10 protein-coding genes are annotated in these 13,475 nt (G+C 62.0%); 1 reads left to right on the top strand and 9 read right to left on the bottom strand.

Annotation, left to right across the window (positions count from 1 at the left end; genetic code table 11):
• Window positions 1-85 precede the first annotated feature (85 nt).
• Together QMX91_RS22175 and QMX91_RS22170 are read right to left on the bottom strand one after the other, a co-directional pair.
• Window positions 86-1,621: an FAD-dependent oxidoreductase gene (locus QMX91_RS22175; RefSeq protein WP_282413380.1), complete on the bottom strand. Its 1,536-nt coding sequence runs from the start codon at window positions 1,619-1,621 to the stop codon at window positions 86-88.
• Between the two features lie 339 nt (window positions 1,622-1,960).
• Window positions 1,961-4,165, bottom strand: coding sequence for a TonB-dependent siderophore receptor (locus QMX91_RS22170; protein WP_282413379.1), 2,205 nt, complete (start codon window positions 4,163-4,165; stop codon window positions 1,961-1,963).
• A 324-nt stretch (window positions 4,166-4,489) separates the two neighbouring features.
• On the opposite strand from QMX91_RS22170, the gene QMX91_RS22165 reads away from it, so the two are divergent.
• On the top strand, window positions 4,490-5,581 hold the full coding sequence (locus QMX91_RS22165) for a DUF1615 domain-containing protein (RefSeq protein ID WP_282413378.1): 1,092 nt from the start codon (window positions 4,490-4,492) through the stop codon (window positions 5,579-5,581).
• 7 nt (window positions 5,582-5,588) lie between these two features.
• On the opposite strand, the gene QMX91_RS22160 is transcribed toward QMX91_RS22165, so the two are convergent.
• From QMX91_RS22160 to QMX91_RS22130, 7 genes are all read right to left on the bottom strand, one after another.
• Entirely contained in the window at window positions 5,589-6,290 is a 702-nt protein-coding gene (locus QMX91_RS22160; protein ID WP_282413377.1) for an anti-sigma factor, read from the bottom strand.
• On the bottom strand, window positions 6,287-6,820 hold the full coding sequence (locus QMX91_RS22155; protein WP_282413376.1) for a sigma-70 family RNA polymerase sigma factor: 534 nt from the start codon (window positions 6,818-6,820) through the stop codon (window positions 6,287-6,289). The genes QMX91_RS22160 and QMX91_RS22155 overlap by 4 nt, the downstream gene beginning before the upstream one ends.
• A 228-nt stretch (window positions 6,821-7,048) precedes the next feature.
• A complete protein-coding gene (locus QMX91_RS22150; protein WP_027613866.1) occupies window positions 7,049-7,570 on the bottom strand; it encodes a DUF3455 domain-containing protein in 522 nt (173 codons plus the stop codon).
• 168 nt (window positions 7,571-7,738) lie between these two features.
• A complete protein-coding gene (locus QMX91_RS22145) occupies window positions 7,739-9,373 on the bottom strand; it encodes an ABC transporter ATP-binding protein (protein WP_282413375.1) in 1,635 nt (544 codons plus the stop codon).
• A 14-nt stretch (window positions 9,374-9,387) separates the two neighbouring features.
• Complete coding sequence (locus tag QMX91_RS22140) at window positions 9,388-10,410, bottom strand: ABC transporter permease (RefSeq protein WP_134785930.1); 1,023 nt, start codon at window positions 10,408-10,410, stop codon at window positions 9,388-9,390.
• Window positions 10,410-11,474, bottom strand: a complete 1,065-nt coding sequence (gene yejB, locus QMX91_RS22135; RefSeq protein ID WP_282413374.1) for a microcin C ABC transporter permease YejB — start codon at window positions 11,472-11,474, stop codon at window positions 10,410-10,412. The genes QMX91_RS22140 and yejB overlap by 1 nt, the downstream gene beginning before the upstream one ends.
• Before the next feature lies 1 nt (window position 11,475).
• The gene (locus QMX91_RS22130; RefSeq protein WP_282413373.1) at window positions 11,476-13,341 is read right to left on the bottom strand and encodes an extracellular solute-binding protein; all 1,866 of its coding nucleotides are present in this window, start codon (window positions 13,339-13,341) and stop codon (window positions 11,476-11,478) included.
• Window positions 13,342-13,475 lie beyond the last annotated feature (134 nt).

The following is a 13,475-nucleotide window of genomic DNA, read 5'->3' as shown; positions in this document are numbered from 1 at the left end:
CGAATGCGGTGTATCAGCAACGAATAGGTTGACTGACACGACGCCTTCGCGAGCAAGCCCGCTCCCACATTGGGACTGTGTAGGGTCAGGGGCAGTTGAAGTAGGGTCGGATCCCGTGATCCCGAAAGTACCGCTCGATCACCTTCGGATCCGCGCTGTTATCGGCTATCGCCACATAGGTATCCGGGCGCAACAGGTAAAAACCGTTACGCCCCAATCCCGCCGTTTCAAACGCCGGCCGCCAGTCGAACACGTGCAGCGACAGATGGTGTTCATTGCACCAGGCGATCATCTCGTCGCTGGTGTCGCCGTACACGTGCACCTGCCAGCAGGGCTGGCGCAGCGGCTCGAAATTATCCCCCTCACCATCATGCGCCCACGGCAAGCGGTCGCCGCCGTGGACGTGGCCGGCCGTGCCCTGGCTCAGCGGCATGCCGCGGTAGTTGAGGGTGACCTGTGAGACGGTGCGAAAGAGGAATTCGCGGCTGGCCTCGAACGTGGCCATTTTCGGGATCAGAAACGGGGCCAGGCGCGTACGCAGCAGATCGGCGATGCGCCCCTCGGCGGTGACGAAACTGAACACCTTGTCGGTGGTCGACACCAGCCGCCGGGCGAAGGCGATGCGCTCGGTTTCGTAAGTGTCGAGCAGCTTCGCCGTGGCGCTGCCGTTGAGCACGGCGGCGAGTTTCCAGGCCAGGTTGATCGCATCGCCAATGCCGGTGTTCATGCCCTGGCCGCCAGCGGGGCTGTGCACGTGCGCGGCGTCGCCGAGGAGAAACGCCCGACCGCTGCGAAAATGCTCGGCCACGCGGTGATGCACGCGGTAGGTGGAGAACCAGTTGACCTCGTCGATGTGCACTTTCAGGTGCTCGATGGCGCGGCTGCTGACGTCGGCAAATTGCAGGGTTTCGGCGCGGTCGGCACGTTCGTCGCGCACCGTGCCGATCAGTCGCGCGCGGCCTTCACCGGCCAGCGGGAACACCGCGAGAAAATCCGCTTCGTCCAGATCCAGGTGCAGCTCGCCATTCAGCGCCGGGCCGCTGGCCTTGACGTCGGCGACGTAGAAAATCTGCTGATAGGTGCCGCCGGGAAAACCGGTGTCGAGGGTTTTGCGCACCACTGAGCGGGCGCCATCACATCCCGCCAGATAGCAGGCCTGGCAGATTTCCTGTTCGCCATCGGGCAGGCGCAAGTGCGCGGTGAGGCCGTCGCCGGTTTCTTCGAAACTCACAAGCTCGGTGTTGCGCTCAACCGTCACGTCATAGTCTTCGAGGCGTTCGAGCAGGAGCTGTTCGTGTTGGTCCTGGGGGAAGATTTCGATGAACGAGTAGGGCGTCAGGCCTTCGCCGATGCGCTGCAACGGCAATTGCGCGACCGGTTTGCCGTTGACCCAGAAATTCGCCGCCGCGACCTTGTGGCCGTTGCGCACCACGGTGTCGGCCAGGTCCAGCTGGCGATACAACTCCAGGGTGCGCGCCTGCACCGCCAGTGCTCGTGAGGTGGTGCCGGGCGCGGAGGTCTTGTCGATGATGCGCACGCGCACGCCCAGTTTGCTCAGCCACAGGGCCAGCACCAGACCGGTGGGGCCGGCGCCGATGATCAGAACGTCACTGCGGTTCATGGGCCTGTCCTCCGTTGGCTGTGCAGCAAGTATGGATCAGATGGAAAGGGTGGCCAGTTGATCGGTCAGACGGAAAAAGGCCCCGCAGCGGTGGGGCTGTGGGGCCTTTTTTCGGGTGTTTGGCAGGAGATTTGGTGACAGTGAAATTTGCCCCCTCACCCCAGCCCTCTCCCCCAAAGGGGGCGAGGGGGAAAGGGAGCCGATTTGGGTGCCTTTCAAAACCTTAGTTCGACTCGGTGGCACACGTCGGCGTGACTCGAAAGAACACCGCGGTCAGTCCCCTCTCCCTACGGGAGAGGGCTAGGGTGAGGGGCTTTTGAGGGTGAGGGCTTCTCAGCTTTAAAAATCGATAGTGCCCGACAACTTCGCCACCCGTGGCTCACCCTGGGTCAGATAGCCGCCCTGCGCCGATTCCCAATACTTCTTGTTCGCCAGGTTTTCGACGCCCAGGCGCAGGGTCACGTCTTTCTGCGAGACCTTGAACGCATAACGCGCACCCGCGTCGAAGCGATTCCAGGTTGGCAGGCTGAGGTTGTTGGCCGCGTCGGCATATTGGCCGCCGGTACGCAGCATCCGCGCATTCAGCGCCACGCCTTGCAGGCCCGGTACATCCCAATCGGCGCCGGCGTTGAACTGGAAGCTCGGCACGCCAATGGCGTGGTTGCCGTCGTTGGCGCCGTTCTGGGTGTTGCGCAGTTCGGTGTCCATCAGCGTTAGGCCGCTGATCAGGCGCAGGCCGTTGATCGGCTCGCCGAACACGTTCATCTCTACGCCTTTGTTGATCTGCTCGCCTTCACGCACGTAGGTGCAGGTGGTGGCGCTGTTGATTTCGCAGTAACCGTCGCTCGGCTGCTCGATGCGATACACGCCCAAGCTCGCGCCGTAGGTGCCCATGTCGACCTTGACCCCGGCCTCGGTCTGCTTGGAGCGGGCCGGTGCGTAGACTTCGTTGCCGTTGGTCACGCGCAAGCCGCCGGTGCTGGTTGGCGAGGTCGGCCCCTGGGCCAGGCCTTCGATGTGGTTGGCGTAGAACGACACGTGTTCCCACGGCTTGAACACGATGCCGTAGACCGGCGTGGTGATCGATTCGTCGTAGCTCGACTTGCGGCTGCCGCTGCCGTAACTGGCGTAGTTGTAGCCTTGCACCACCAGTTGCTGACGACGCAGGCCGGCGGTGAGCAGCAGGCGATCATCGAAGAAACCCAGGGTGTCGGAAAGCGCGAGGCTGCGGTTGAATGTCTTGCCGACGATGCCCGGGTCATTGAGATCGCCGCCGGAAAAATTGCCGACCGGCGACGGCGTTTCCACCGGGTGGTAGATGTTGTTGGCGTACTTGGTCAGGTCGAAATCATAGGCACTGCGCTGTTCGGCCCACAGACCGCTGAGGCCGAAATTGAGCTTGTGGCTGACGGCGCCGGTGTTGAACTTGCCGTTCAGGCCGGCCATCAGGCTGGTGTTGTCCTCATCGTGGGGGATGAACGAGCCGGTGGTGTAGGAGGCGCCGTTGTTGCCCACCAGCGTGGTCGAATTGTAACGCCCGACTTCGCGGGTGTGCTTGGCGCCGCCGGCGACGTACGCGGTCCAGTTGTCGTTCAGGTCGTATTCGGCGCGGAGCATGCCGAAGGTGTCTTCGATGTCGGTGTAACCCCACTTCGGCGCGTAATTGGTGTCTGCCGACGGCGCGTCCGGAATGTGCGTGGCGGTGCCGAGGTTGACCGAGTTGCGGCCACCGTTGACGCGTTCCTTCTGATAGGCGAAGTCGCCGGAAATACGCAGCGCGTCACCGCGATAATCGAGGCCGATGCTGAACAGTTTCGAGCGCTGGTTTTCGTGATCGATGCCGGTGTCGCCTTCGCGCTGGGACAGGTTGATCCGCGCGCCGAAGCGGTTGTCTTCGCCGAAACGCTGGCCGATATCGAAGTGCTGACCGATGCGACCTTCGCTGTTGATGTCGGTAGTGTAGCGGCGCAGCGGCTCGTCGCCGGCACGCTTGGGCTGCAGGTTGACGCCGCCACCGATGCCGGAGCCGGTCGGGGTCACGCCGTTGATGAAAGCGTTGGGACCTTTGAACACTTCCACGCGCTCCAGGGCGTCGGTGGAAATGATCTGCCGCGGCAGCACGCCGTACAGGCCGTTATAGGAAATGTCGTCGCCGTTTAGCGGCAAGCCGCGGATCATGAACACCTGCGCCTGGTTGGAGAAGCCCGAGGCCTGACGCACCGACGAATCATTGAGCAACACGTCGGCAACGTTTTCCGCTTGCTGGTCCTGAATCAGCTGTTCGGTGTACGACGCGGCGCTGAACGGCACGTCCATCATGTCCTGATTGCCGAGCACGCCGAGCTGACCACCACGGGCGACCTGACCACCGGCGTAGACCGGGGGCAGGGCGTTGGACGTTGGCGTTTGGGCGTTGATGTTGACGTTGTCGAGCACCAGCTCCTTGCCGTTTTCATCGGCAGCGTGAGCGGTGACAGTCAGGGAGCACAGCAGGGCAAGAAGCGTCGGGCGAAACGGGACGGCGAGTCGAGCTGGAGCGGGCATGTCGATACCTGGAGGCGTACGGCCGGTGAGAAAATTAGAACGGCGCGGGGAACTCCTTGCGCAAATACGACTCCAGGCGCAAATGATAGGAGTTCGCAGTAACGTTTTGCAATCAGTTTATCTTGCTGAATTTCCCGATCCGAATGGAAACCTGTAGTGAGGGGATTTATCCCCGATGGCGCGCGGAGCGGGCCGCTTTGATATTGGAAGGCTGCTGCGAAGTCCATCGGGGATAAATCACCTCACCACTAAGGTCACAGTCCTAGCCTGCGTCACCCCTTTGATCGTATGGTGAACCCGCCTCAATGCACGCCAAGGAGCGCCATGCACACCCCTCGATTACTCGTTACCCTCGCCGCGCTGCTGGTGCTCGCCGGTTGCGCCGGCCAGCGCAGTCAGGAGCCTGTTCCGCGTGCGCCGGCTGAAGTGAAGGCCGAAATAGTGCGGCTGATGCCGGCCAAAGTGCCCGACCGTCAAGGCTGGGCCACCGACATCTACGCCGCGTTCGCCGCGCAGAACATCAGCCCGACCACGCAGAATCTGTGTTCGGTGCTGGCCGTGGCCGAGCAGGAATCCACCTTCCAGGTAGACCCCACGGTGCCGGGCCTGGGCAAGATCGCCCGCGACGAAATCGACCGTCGTGCTGCCAAAGTGCATATTCCCAGTCTGTTGGTCAGTGGCGCTCTGCAAGTGCGCTCCACCAACGGCAAGACCTACAGCGAACGCCTGAACGCGGCACGCAGTGAAAAAGAACTCAGCGCCATTTTTGACGACTTCATCGGCAGAGTGCCGATGGGCCGCACCTTGTTCGGCGGCTTCAACCCGGTACACACCGCCGGACCGATGCAGGTCAGCATCGAATTCGCCGAGCAGCACGCCAAGGAGTATCCGTACCCGGTAGACGGCACGATCCGCCACGAAGTGTTCACCCGCCGTGGCGGCATGTACTTCGGCATCGCGCATTTACTCGGTTATCCGGTGAGTTATCGCGAGCCGCTGTACCGCTTCGCCGACTTCAATGCCGGCTGGTACGCCAGCCGCAATGCCGCGTTCCAGAACGCCGTCAGCCGAGCTTCGGGCATCCCGCTGGCGCTGGATGGCGACTTGATTCGCTACGACTCGATCATGCCTGGCACCACCGAACTGGCGGTGCGCACCCTCGGCAAGTCGCTGGGCATGCGTAACCCGACCATTCGCGATCAACTGGAGAAGGGTAAGACCCTGGAATTCGAAGAAACCAAACTCTACCAGCGCGTGTTCGAACTGGCCGAGAAGGCTGAAGGCAAGACCTTGCCACGTGCGGTGTTGCCGGGGATCGTTTTGCAGAGCCCGAAAATCACCCGCAAGCTGACCACGGCGTGGTTCGCCAAACGCGTGGATGAGCGCTACAAGCGCTGCATGGCCAAGGCCGGTTGACGCCGGTTCAAAGCACTTTGACGGCTCGGCCAATGGCTTGAATCGGCCCGGTCGGTTTACCGATCGGCGAGCCATTGGCGCCTTCCAGCGTCAGCTCGAACAGCTGATTCGGTTGCAGCGGCGGCAATTTATCCAGCGGCACCGAGAGCGTCTGCCCCGGTTTGACCAGCCCCAGCGACACCGGCCCTTGCCAGCCGTCAGCCTTGGTCCAGAACTCCAGCGCCTTGTCCGCCGGCACTTCGACCACGCCCAGCGGGATTAACTGGATTTCACGCGGATTGCTGGCCTGAATCACCCAGCCCGGCGCCTTGTCCTGCGGCGCGACCAGCACCACCAGATAATTCGGCTTCGGCGTGGTCTGGGTCAGCAGGATCGAGCCCAAAACCAATGTGGCGACCAAGCCGGCCGCACTCAAGCCGCGCCACAGCGGCAGCAGATTCCACCACGAGGTTGACGGCGCAGCCGGCGCTTTTTGCGCGAACCGCTCGACACTGCGCTCGATGCGCGGCCACAAGTGCGGCGAAGGCTGCTGCGTCCCGGCAAATTCGGTCAGGTCGAGCAAGCGTCGCTCCCAGGCATCCACCGCCGCTTGCAGTTCGGGGTCGTGGAGCAAGCGCTGTTGCAGCGCTTCACGCTCCGGCGCCGACAGGGTGCCGAGCACGTATTCACTGGCCAGTTCATCACGTTCCTGCGCCGATTCAGTGGTCATCCCATGCACTCCCGCAAAGCGTTGAGGCTGCGTTTGATCCAGGCTTTGACCGTGCCCAGCGGCGTGTCCATCCGTTGGGAAATCTGCGCGTGGCTGTAGCCGTCGACATAGGCATGGAGGATGCAGCGTCGCCGCTGCGGGTCGAGTTGTTCCAGGCAGCGATGGATGCGCGCCGAATGGCCCTGCACATCGAAGGCGTCCTCGTCAGGCTCGGCATCGTGTTCTTCGTTGAACGGCGTCTCCCGGCTTTGATCACGCAGCTGGTTCAACGCCAGATGCCGGGTCACGCTGAACATCCAGCCGCGCGCTGAACCGCGCGCCGGATCAAATTGCGCCGCAGCGTTCCAGATCTTGATGAACGCCTCATGCACGATGTCTTCGGCCAGCGCCGTGTCACGTACCAGTCGCTTGGCCACGCCGAGCAGGCGCGGGCCTTCCTGCACGTACAAATCGCGCAGGGCCGACTGCTCGCCGCGGGCACAGGCAGCGAGGCGGGCTTCGTAATCAAACAACGGTTCAGGCAAAGACATGGGGTGCAATCTAGCTCACATTCCGCAAACATCCAGACAACACAGTCTTCTACTGTGGGAGCGAGCCTTTGTGGTGAGGGGATTCATCCCCGACCGGCTGCACAGCAGCCGTAACCGTTGGTTGCGGTGAATTCTTGACTCCGCAGTTGCCGGATTTTGGGGCGCTTCGCGCCCCATCGGGGATGAATCCCCTCGCCACAAGTTCGCTCCCATAGGGACATCAAGGAACTAGTTCGCCGCCCAGAAAATGTAATCGGCCTGATACTTCACCACTTCCTGCTTGCCCTTGTTCGCTGCCGTGCATTCGCTGCCTGGCGCTACGCCGCCCTTGAGCGCGACACGCTGGATGTAGCTCACGCCGCTCATCGCGCCTTTGCCTTCAGCCGGGTTGGCCTTGACCAGTTGATAGGGCAGGTTGCCCGGGCTCGACGGGGCGACTGCCAGTTGCGTGCCGGTGACTTTCGAACCGTCCTTGGCCTGCCAGGTGGCGGGCGGGCCGAAGTAGGTGCCGACCTGCTTGCCGCTGCGATCATTGAGCACCGCTTTCGGGCCGACGAAGGTCCATTCGGTTTGCCCGGCGGCATTGGGCTTGTCGCGGCATTCGTAAGTGATCTCGCCGACCCCGGTGGTTTCCATCGCGATCTTGTGGCCTTCCGGGACTTTGATCGCATCGGGGTAGCTGCTTTGGGCGAAGGTTGTCGAGGACAGGGCGAGCAAACCGGTGAGGCCAATCAGTTGAGTGATATTCATCAGTGTTATCTCCGAAAGGGGTAGACCGCTGACAGCCGAAGAGGGCTGTTACAGGGACTACCCGTGACGGAGGCGTTTGGATGCAGTGCCTGAAAAATATTTTCCACCTCCACCGATCTCCCCCTGTGGGAGCGGGCTTGCTCGCGAAGGCGTCCTGTCAGTCGATATTCATGTCACAGGTATATCGCATTCGCGAGCAAGCCCGCTCCCACAGGGATTTGCATTGGGCGTGAGGCCGGAGGCTTTCAGCAGTTCCTGGGTGTAGGGGTGGGCTGGCGCAGCAAAAATCTCCCGCGACGAACCCTGTTCCACGACCTTGCCATCCTTGATCACCAGCAAGTCATGGGCCAGCGCATGCACCACCGCCAGGTCATGGCTGATGAACAGATAGGTCAGCCCATGCTTGATCTGCAGTTGCCGCAACAGCTCCACCACTTGTTTCTGCACCGTGCGATCCAGCGCCGAGGTTGGTTCGTCGAGCAGGATCAGCGCCGGCTCCAGCACCAGCGCGCGGGCGATGGAAATGCGCTGACGCTGGCCGCCGGAAAATTCGTGGGGGTAGCGATGACGGCTCTTGGGGTCAAGGCCGACTTCTTCGAGTACGCGAATCACTGCTGCTTCGCGCTCGGCCTCGGTGCCGATGCCGTGGGTCAGCAACCCTTCGGCAATGATCTGCTGCACCGACATCCTTGGACTCAGGCTGCCGAACGGATCCTGGAACACCACCTGAATCTGTCGCCGCAAGGGGCGCATCAAGCGTTGATTGAGCAGGCTCAGTTGCTTGTTGCCGAAGCGGATATCGCCCTCGGATTCCACCAGCCGCAGGATCGCCTGGCCCAGCGTCGATTTGCCCGAACCGGACTCGCCGACAATCCCCAGGGTCTTGCCGCGTTGCAGGCGGAAACTGACTCCGTCCACCGCTTTGATGTACGCCTGCGAACGACTGAACAAGCCCTTGGGCAGAGGAAACCAGACCTTCAGATCATCGACTTCCAGCAGGTTGTGCTGGTACGGACTCGGCACCGGCGCACCGCTCGGTTCAGCCTCGATCAGCAAGCGGCTGTAAGGGTGCTGCGGCGCGCGAAACAGCGTCTCGCAGTCAGCCTGTTCGACGATTTCGCCGTGGCGCATCACGCACACCCGTTGGGCGATGCGCCGCACCAGATTCAGATCGTGACTGATCAGCAGCATCGACATGCCGAGCCGCTGCTGCAACTCGATCAACAGTTCGAGAATTTTCTGCTGCACAGTCACGTCCAGCGCCGTGGTCGGCTCATCGGCGATCAGCAGTTCCGGTTCGTTGGCCAGTGCCATCGCAATCATCACCCGTTGCCGCTGACCGCCGGAGAGCTGATGCGGATAGGCTTTCAAACGCTGCAACGGCTCGCGAATGCCCACCAGTTCCAGCAGCTCCAACGTGCGCTCACGGGCGGCGCGGCCCTTGAGGCCCTTGTGAATCTCCAGCACTTCGCTGACCTGTCGTTCCACGGTGTGCAGTGGATTGAGCGAGGTCATCGGCTCCTGGAAAATCATCGCAATCCGGTTACCGCGCAAACCGCGCATCTGCTGCTCGCTGGCGTGCAGCAAGTTCACCCCGTTGTAAGCAATCGAACCGCTGCTGCTGACGGTTTTGCCCGGCAGCAGACGCAAAATCGAATGCGCCGTGACCGACTTGCCCGAGCCGGACTCGCCGACCAGCGCCAGGCATTCGCCACGACGAATGTCGAGGTTCAGACCGTGCACCACTTCCTGCCCGGCGAAGGCGACACGCAGGTCGCGGATTTCAATCAGGTTGTCGCTCATGTCAGCTCCTCGGATCAAGATCGTGGATCAAACGCATCACGGCAAGCCTCGCCGATGAACACCAACAACGACAGAATCAGCGCCAAGGCAAAAAATGCCGTCAGCCCCAGCCATGGCGCTTGCAGATTGCGCTTGGCCTGGCCAATCAGTTCGCCCAGCGAGGCGGTCCCGGCGGGCATGCCGAAACCGAGGAAATCCAGCGCGGTGAGGGTGGCGATGGCGCCGGTCAGAATGAACGGCAGGTAGGTCAGGGTGGAAGTCATCGCATTGGGCAGAATGTGCCGCAACATCAGTTCGCTGTCGGTCAGCCCCAGCGCCCGCGCGGCTTTGACGTATTCCAGATTGCGTCCACGCAGGAACTCGGCGCGCACCACGTCCACCAATGCCAGCCAGGAAAACAGCGCCATGATCCCCAGCAGCCACCAGAAACTTGGCGAGACAAACCCGGACAAGATGATTAGCAGATACAGCACCGGCAGTCCCGACCAGATCTCCAGCACCCGTTGCCCAAGCAAATCCACCCAACCGCCGTAATAACCCTGTAACGCCCCGGCAACGATGCCGACCAACGCACTGATGCCGGTGAGGATCAGCGCAAACAGAATCGAAATTCGTGTGCCGAAAATCACCCGCGCCAATACGTCCCGCGCCTGATCGTCGGTGCCCAGCCAATTGCTCGATGAGGGTGGGCTGGGTGCCGGTTCAGTCAGGTCGTAATTGACCGTGTCGTAGCTGAACGGGATCGGCGGAAACAGCATCCAGCCGCCCTGATCCTCGATCAGCCCGTGCACGTAAGCGCTGGCGTAATCCGGCTGGAACGGCAGTTCGCCGCCGAAATCGGTTTCCAGGTATTCGCTGAGGATCGGGAAGTAGTAGGCGCCGTGGTAGCGGATCACCAACGGTTTGTCGTTGGCAATCAGTTCGCCGCCGAGGCAGATCAGGCACAGCCCGAGGAACAGCCACAACGACCAGCGCCCACGGCGATTGGCCTTGAACTGCGCGACCCGGCGCTGACCCAGAGGAGAAAGTGTGAACATCAGGCAGTCCTCGCCGAGAAGTCGATGCGCGGGTCGAGCAGGGTGTAGCAGAGGTCACCGATCAGCTTGATCAACAGGCCGAACAGGGTGAACAGGAACAACGCGCCGAACACCACCGGGTAGTCACGCGACACCGCCGCTTCGTAACTCATGCGCCCGAGGCCGTCGAGGTTGAAGATGGTTTCGATCAGCAAGGAACCGGCGAAAAACACCTCGATCAGCGCCGAGGGCACCCCGGCCACCACCAGCAGCATCGCGTTGCGAAACACGTGGCCGTAGAGCACGCGGCGTTCGGTCAGACCCTTGGCCCGCGCGGTGATCACGTACTGGCGGCTGATCTCGTTGAGGAAGCTGTTTTTGGTGAGGATGGTCAGGGTGGCGAAACCGCCGATCACCAGTGCTGTAACCGGCAACACCAGGTGCCAGAGGTAGTCGCCGACCTTGCCCAAGGTGCTGAGGCTGTCGAAGTTATCCGACACCAGCCCCTGCACCGGGAACCAGTTGACGTAGCTGCCGCCGGCGAACACCACGATCAGCAGCATCGCAAACAGAAACGCCGGCATCGCGTAGCCGATGATGATCGCGGTGCTGCTCCAGACATCGAACGCGCTGCCGTTGCTGATCGCTTTGCGGATGCCCAGCGGGATCGAAATCAGGTAGGTGATCAGCGTTGCCCACAGGCCGAGCGACAGCGACACCGGCAGTTTCTGCACGATCAGATCGGTGACCTTGGCGCCGCGAAAGAAACTGCTGCCCAGATCCAGCTGGGCGTAGTTTTTCAGCATCAGCCTCAAGCGTTCGTGCATCGGTTTGTCGAAGCCGTAGTGGTGTTTGATTTCCTCGATCAGCGCCGGATCGAGGCCACGGCTGCTGCGCCCGGCACCGCCAACCGCGGCGACTTCGCCACCGCCGCCCATGCCGTGCCCGCCGAAACCTTGCAGGCGGGCAATGGCTTGCTCCACCGGGCCGCCCGGTGCGGCCTGCACAATCACGAAGTTGACCACCAGAATGCACAGCAGCGTGGGGATGATCAGCAGCAAACGTCGACTCAGATAACGCAGCATGTCACTGACCCCCTGCGAGCTGGGTGTGCATCTGTTGCGTGGTCAACGGCTTGGCCGAGACCTCCCACCAGGTGTTGAGGCCTTCGTCGTACGCCGGTTGCACCGGCGGCATGCCGAAGCGGTTCTGATACACCGTCGGCGTGCCCTTGGAGTAGTAGTTGGGAATCATGTAGTAACCCCATTGCAGCACCCGGTCGAGGGCGCGGGCGTAATGCACCATGGCGTCGCGGGTGTCGGCCTTGACCAGCCCGTCGATCAGTTGATCGACCGCCGGGTTGGCCAGCACCATCGAGTTCGAACTGCCGACTTGCGTGGCACTTTGCGAGGCATACAGGCTGTACAGCTCGCGGCCGGGGGAGACGATCGGATCGCCACTGCGCGGGAAACTGGTGACGATCATGTCGTAGTCCCGGGCGTTGAGCCGATTGACGTATTGCGCCGAGTCGATCCGCCGTAGATTCAGGGTGATGCCGATCTGCGCGAGGGTGCGTTTGAACGGCAGCAGCATGCGATCAAAACCGCCCTGACCGTCGAGGAAGGTGAACTCCAGAGGCTCACCGGCGGCGTTGACCAGTCGGCTGTGTTGCGGCGTCCAGCCGGCCTCGGCGAGCAGCTTCAGAGCTTGCAGCTGCTTGTCGCGGATGTAGCCGCTGCCATCGGTTTTCGGCGCCTGATACACCGTGGTGAACACCTCGTCGGGAATCTGTCCGCGCAGCGGTTCGAGAATCTTCAATTCTTCGGCGTCGGGCAGGGCGGTGGCGGCCATTTCACTCTTGGGCCAGAAACTGTTCTGGCGCACGTAGAAGCCGCGCATCATCTGCTTGTTGGTCCATTCGAAATCCCACAGCAGGCTGATCGCCTGACGCACGCGGCGATCCTGGAAGATCGGGTTTTGCAGGTTGAACACGAAGCCTTGGGCGGCGGTGGGTTTTTCCGGAGCGAGGATCGCCTGCTGCAAGCGACCGTCACGCAGCGCCGGACTGTCGTAACCCACCACATAACCGGACGAGGAAAACTCGCGGTTGTAGTCAAACGCCCCGGCCTGCAACAGCTGCCGGGCGACGTCGGTGTCACCGTAGAAATTCACCGTGAGCGTGTCGAAGTTGTACATCCCGCGACTGACCGGCAGGTCCTTGCCCCACCAGTCCGGGTCGCGCTGGAAACTGATGCTGCGCCCGGCATCGACCTTGCTCACGCGGTACGGGCCGCTGCCCAGCGGTGGCTCGAAGCCGCCGCCGTTGGCGAAATCGCGAGTTTTCCACCAGTGTTCGGGCACCACGCGCAGGGTCGCCAGGTCCAGCGCCAGGGTGCGGTTGAGGTTGTTCTTGAAAGTGAAACGCACCTGCCGTGGGCCTTCGATCAGCACGTCCTGCACGTCGGCGTATTGCTGGCGATAACTGAGGCTGCCCTTGGTCATCAGCAGGTTGAAGGTGTAGCGCACGTCCTCGGCGGTGATCGGCGTGCCATCGGCGAAGCGAGCCTTGGGGTTCAGAGTGAAGCGCACCCAGAGACCCTCGGGATCGCGTTCCATCTGTTGCGCGACCAGCCCGTAAACGGTGTACGGCTCGTCGAGCGAACGGAACGCCAGTGGCGCATACACCCAGTCGTTGACCTGCACCACAGAAATGCCCTGATCGGCATACGGGGTGATGTAGTTGTACTGGCCGATTTCCATCGACGCACGACTGAGTGAACCGCCCTTGGGCGCGTGCGGATCGACGAAATCGAAATGCTCGAAACCCGCCGGATACTTCGGAGCCTCGCCGTATACCGTCAGTGCGTAGCTGCCGGCGGCCAGTGCCGAGGGGCCGGTGCACAGCAGTGCACTGCCGAGCAGCAGGCTAGCCATGTTGCGCAAAACACTCATGCAATCACTCCTCAAAATCCCTGGAAAAGCTCAGCTCAACCTGTGGGAGATCTACTGTGGGAGGGGGCTTGCTCCCGAAGGCGGTGTGTCAGTCAACACACCCTTCACGGATATACCGCCTTCGGGAGCAAGCC

The sequence above is a fragment of the Pseudomonas sp. PS01299 genome, from assembly GCF_029960145.1.
GTDB lineage: Bacteria > Pseudomonadota > Gammaproteobacteria > Pseudomonadales > Pseudomonadaceae > Aquipseudomonas > Aquipseudomonas putida_A.
This window is presented reverse-complemented; position numbering and strand designations above follow the sequence as displayed.